This window comes from Piscinibacter sp. (genome assembly GCF_050175855.1).
Lineage (GTDB): Bacteria > Pseudomonadota > Gammaproteobacteria > Burkholderiales > Burkholderiaceae_C > Piscinibacter.
The window spans coordinates 1-3,417 of sequence record NZ_JBFXIO010000476.1; the positions used below are offsets into that span (position 1 = coordinate 1).

A 3,417-nucleotide genomic window follows, 5' to 3' on the forward strand; every position below is an offset into this window, starting at 1 on the left:
CATCGGCCTGGCGCTGGGCACGGCCATGGCGGCGCTCGCGCTGTCGCTGCTGTCGGGCGACCTCGGCGGCGCCTACTTCCCCGGCGTCACGCCCAGCCTGCAGTTCAGCGCGGCGGCCGCCACGGTGTACGGCGTGCTCGGCGTGGCCGTGGCCATCGCGGGCGGCTGGCTGCCGGCACGCACCGCGCAGCGCATCGCGCCGGCGCAGGCGCTCAAGGGCCTGGGCGACGGCGCGGCGCATCGCAGCGCTGTCTGGGCGGGGCCTGTGCTGCTGCTGGCCGGCGTGCTGCTCACTCAGGCCCCGCCGCTGTTCGACATCCCGCTGGCCGCCTACGTGTCGGTGGCCTGCCTGCTGCTCGGCGGCATCGCCTGCGTGCCCGCCATGGTTGGCGCACTGCTGAAGTGGACGAAGCCGCCGCGCCACGCGCTGGCGCTGCTGGCGGTGCAGCGCGCGCGCCACGAGCGCGGCAGTGCCACCATCGCCGTGGCCGGCGTGGTGGCCAGCCTGGCGCTGGCCGTGGCGCTGACGGTGATGGTGACCAGCTTCCGCGAGGCGGTGACGCTGTGGCTCGACAGTGTGCTGCCCGCCGACCTCTACGCCCGCAGCGCCACCAGCGGCGGCACCGACGCCGTCTACGTGTCCGATGCGCTGGTGGAACGCGCCCGCGCCCTGCCCGGCGTGGCGCGCATCGAGGGCCAGCGCGTGGCGGCCATCCAGCTCGACCCGCAGCGGCCCGCGGTGTCGCTGGTGGCGCAGCCGATCGCCGACGAGCCGGCGCGGCGCCTGCCGCTGCTCGGCGAGCTGCTGCCGCCGCGCGAAGGCCTGCTGTCGGTCTACGCGAGCGAACCGCTGGCCAACCTCTACGGCCTGCGCGCCGGCGAGCGCTTCGAGCTGCCGCTGCCCGATGGCCGCCGCGTCCCCGCTTTCGTGCGTGCGGTCTGGCGCGACTATGCACGGCAACACGGCGCGGTGAAGCTGGACCTCGGCGACTACCGCCAGCTCACCGGCGACACGCGGCTCAACGACCTGGCGCTGTGGATGGCCCCCGAGGCCGACCTCGCCGCCGTGCAGCAGAACATCCGTGACCTGGCCAGGCCGGACGCCGCGCTGGAGTTCGCCTCGGCCGGCGAGATCCGCGCGCTGTCGCTGCGCATCTTCGACCGCAGCTTCGCCGTCACCTACTGGCTGCAGGCGGTGGCCATCGCGATCGGGCTGGTCGGCATCGCGGCGAGCTTCTCGGCCCAGGTGCTGGCGCGGCGGCGCGAGTTCGGCCTGCTCGCCCACCTCGGGCTGAAGCGCGCGCAGGTGCTGGCGGTCGTCGCCGGCGAAGGCGCGGTGTGGAGCGGCGCCGGCGTGGCACTCGGCCTGCTGCTGGGCATCGCCGTCAGCGCAGTGCTGGTGCACGTGGTCAACCCGCAGAGCTTCCACTGGACGATGGAGCTGCTGCTGCCCTGGGGCCGGCTCGCGCTGCTGTGCGCCGCGATGGCCGCGGCGGGCACGCTCACCGCCTGGTGGGCCGGCCGCGCCGCGGGCAGCCGGCAGGCGGCCCTGGCGGTGAAGGAAGACTGGTAATGCGACGACGCCCCCTGCTGCTGGTCGGCGCGCTGCTGCCAGCGCTGCCGTGGGCGGCCCACGCCGCGCCGGTGCAGCGCGGCCGCGCGCTGAGCTTCCCGCGCGACCACGGCTCGCACCCCGAGGCACGCACCGAATGGTGGTACGCCACCGGCTGGCTGGCCGCGCCGGGCGAGACGGAGCCGCGCTTCGGCTTCCAGGTGACCTTCTTCCGCTCGCGCACCGACGTCGCCCGCGACCACCCGAGCCGCTTCGCCGCGCGCCACCTCGTGTTCGCGCACGCCGCGCTCTCCGACCTGGCTGCCCGGCGGCTGCGCCACGACCAGCGCATCGCCCGCGCCGGCTTCGAGGTGGCGCAAGCCGCCGAAGACGACACCCGCGTGGCGCTGCGCGGCTGGCGCTTCGAACGCGGCGGCCCGGTCGAGGCGAGCGTCTACCGCGCCCGCCTGGCCAGCGACGCCGCCGGCTTCGCCTTCGACTTCGAACTCGCCACCACCCAGCCGCTGCTGCTGCAGGGCGAGGCCGGCTTCTCGCGCAAGGGCCCGCGGCCCGAGCAGGCCAGCCACTACTACAGCCAGCCGCAGCTGGCCGTGCGCGGCACACTGACGCGCGACGGCAAGCCCCAGGCCGTGCAGGGCCGCGCCTGGCTGGACCACGAATGGAGCGAGCAGATCCTCGACGCCCAGGCCAGCGGCTGGGACTGGATCGGCATCAACCTCGCCGACGGCAGCGCCCTCACCGCCTTCCGCCTGCGCCGCCCGGACGGCAGCGCGCTGTGGGCCGGCGGCAGCCTGCGCCAGGCGGGCAGCGCCGTGCGCGCCTTCGCAGCCGACGAGGTGGTGTTCGAACCCCTGGAGCGCTGGACCAGCCCCGTCTCGAACGCCACCTACCCCGTCGCCTGGCGGGTCAGCACGCCGGCCGGGGTGCACCGCGTGCGCGCGCTGCTGGCCGACCAGGAACTCGACAGCCGCGGCAGCACCGGCGCGATCTACTGGGAAGGCCTGTCGGAGCTGCTCGACGACGGCGGTCGCCGCATCGGCCTGGGCTACCTGGAGATGACCGGCTACGCCGACAGGCTGCGGCTGTAGGCCCCGCGATTGAAATGCGTCAACGTGTGCGCCGGCCGGCTCGCGCACACTCGTCGGCATTCACGACAACGGAGACAGGCATGGCGCAGTTCGTCGACAGCATCGAGGCCGCGGTCGACCGCGTGCTCGACACCGTGCAGGGCGATATCGTGATGGGCATTCCGCTGGCCGTCGGCAAGCCCAACCCTTTCGTCAACGCGCTGTACCGGCGCATCAAGGCCAACCCGTCGCGGCGGCTGCGCATCGTCACCGCGCTGTCACTGGAGAAGCCCGTCGGCAAGAGCGAGCTGGAGCAGCACTTCCTCGGGCCGCTGGTCGAGCGCGTGTTCGAGGACTACCCCGACCTCGCCTACGTGAAGGACCTGCGCGCCGGCACGTTGCCGCCCAACATCGAGGTGCGAGAGTTCTTCATGAAGACCGGCGACTACCTCGGCAACCCGGCGGCGCAGCAGAACTACATCTCCACCAACTACACCTTCGTCGCCCGCGACATGGCGCTGCAGGGCATGAACGTGATCGCGCAGGCGGTGGCCGCGCGTGGTGAGGGCGAGGCGATGCGGCTGTCGCTGTCGAGCAACCCGGAGGTCACCTTCGAGGTGGTGGAGAAGCTTCGCTCGGTCGGGCAGCCGCTGCTGACCGTCGGGGTGATCAACCGCAAGATGCCCTTCATGCCCAACGGGGCCGTGGTCGCGCCGGCATTCTACGACCTCGACGTCTCCGACCCCGCCGGCTCGCACGCGGTGTGCGCCCCGCCGA

The 3,417-nt window shown here is 73.7% G+C and carries 2 protein-coding genes and 1 pseudogene; all 3 read left to right on the plus strand.

Annotated elements, in window-relative coordinates:
• Positions 1 to 1,573 (plus strand): FtsX-like permease family protein (locus tag AB7U92_RS24150; RefSeq protein WP_428582911.1); only part of this gene is annotated, 1,573 nt, incomplete at its 5' end.
• On the plus strand, positions 1,573 to 2,661 hold the full coding sequence (locus tag AB7U92_RS24155; protein WP_428582913.1) for a lipocalin-like domain-containing protein: 1,089 nt from the start codon (positions 1,573 to 1,575) through the stop codon (positions 2,659 to 2,661). The genes AB7U92_RS24150 and AB7U92_RS24155, both read left to right, overlap by 1 nt.
• An 80-nt stretch (positions 2,662 to 2,741) precedes the next feature.
• A pseudogene (locus AB7U92_RS24160) lies at positions 2,742 to 3,417 on the plus strand (acetyl-CoA hydrolase/transferase C-terminal domain-containing protein); the annotation flags it as partial.

Excerpts from the sequence above, each read along its gene's own strand:
- AB7U92_RS24155 (WP_428582913.1), top strand. The coding sequence starts at position 1,573 with ATGCGACGACGCCCCCTGCTGCTGGTCGGCGCGCTGCTGCCAGCGCTG.